This is a genomic window from Micrococcus sp. LASM2_SD2, assembly GCF_057364565.1.
This window is the reverse complement of sequence record NZ_JBNFOB010000403.1, coordinates 1-1075: the sequence shown is the minus strand read 5'-3', so window position 1 is coordinate 1075 and position 1075 is coordinate 1. Positions and strand designations below refer to the sequence as shown.

The following is a 1075-nucleotide window of genomic DNA, read 5'->3' as shown; positions in this document are numbered from 1 at the left end:
CGTCCGCGCCGGCCGCGGACAGCGCGTCCGCGTCGTCCTCCCCGCTGAGCACCCCCACCACCAGACCGGCTCCGGCCCGCCGGCCGGCGCGCACGTCCGCCTCGGTGTCCCCCACCGTCAGCACGGAGCGCACGTCCTCCAGGTCCAGGGCCAGCAGGGCCGTGAGCACCATGTCCGGGTAGGGCACTCCGCGTCCGGCGTCGTCCGGTGACAGGCTCAGGTCCGCCAGGCCCATCCAGCCCAACGACTCCAGCAGCGTGTTCTGGGTGTGCCGCGCGAACCCCGTGGCCAGGCACAGCGCCATCCCCTGCTCCCGGAGCCGCTCCAGCGCGTCCACGGCACCGGGCTGCGGCTCCGCCCCGTGCTCCGCGATCAGGGCGTCCAGCCGCTCCTCGAACGTGCGCACCGCGGCGCGCGCCGTGGCCCGGTCCCCGAAGACCGAGGCGAAGACCTCCGTGCGGGAGGTGCGGCGCCGCCGTCGGAAGGCGGCCACGTGGAAGGCCCGCTCCGGGTGCCCCTCCCCCACCCCGTGCGCGTCCAGCGCCGCCGCGAAGGCCGTGTCCTGCAGGCCGGTATCCACGATCGACGTGCCGGACATGTCCACCACCGCCAGACGCAGCGGGACGGACAGCGGCCGGGGGTCGACGAGCGAGGAGCGCGGAGGCAGGGGCTGGGTGGTCATGGGATCCACTCCAGCCGCCCCGTCTGACGCCTCCGTGGCCTGCGGGTGAACTGCGGCGGAGGTCTGGGTCACAGATCGGGGGCGGCCGCCGCGCCCTCCTGCCTCCGGGCCGGGCACCCGCTTTTGCCGTCCTGCGCCCCCGCCGGGTAGCATGGTCAGCCGTGGCCGTACGGCCGCGTGCCTCCTTAGCTCAGTTGGCCAGAGCAGCTCCCTCGTAAAGAGCAGGTCGCCGGTTCGAATCCGGCAGGGGGCTCCACACCACGAGGCCCCGTCACCGATGCAATCGGCGACGGGGCTCGTGGCGTCTGAGACCGGCGGCCGTCAGCGTGCCTGCGCCCGCCGCGATGTGCTCGCCCGTCAGCGCGGCGCCGCCTCCTGCGCCCGCCGGACGTG

Annotated in this window: 1 protein-coding gene and 1 tRNA gene; one reads left to right on the top strand and one right to left on the bottom strand. The window is 75.3% G+C overall.

Features of this window, described 5'->3' with window-relative positions; all coding sequences use genetic code 11:
• Positions 1-682 (bottom strand): HAD-IA family hydrolase (locus AC2W7A_RS12730; protein WP_485991651.1); only part of this gene is annotated, 682 nt, incomplete at its 3' end.
• A 179-nt stretch (positions 683-861) separates the two neighbouring features.
• Between AC2W7A_RS12730 and AC2W7A_RS12725 the strand changes: the two genes are divergently transcribed.
• A tRNA-Thr gene (locus AC2W7A_RS12725) sits at positions 862-938 on the top strand.
• Positions 939-1075: the final 137 nt, after the last annotated feature.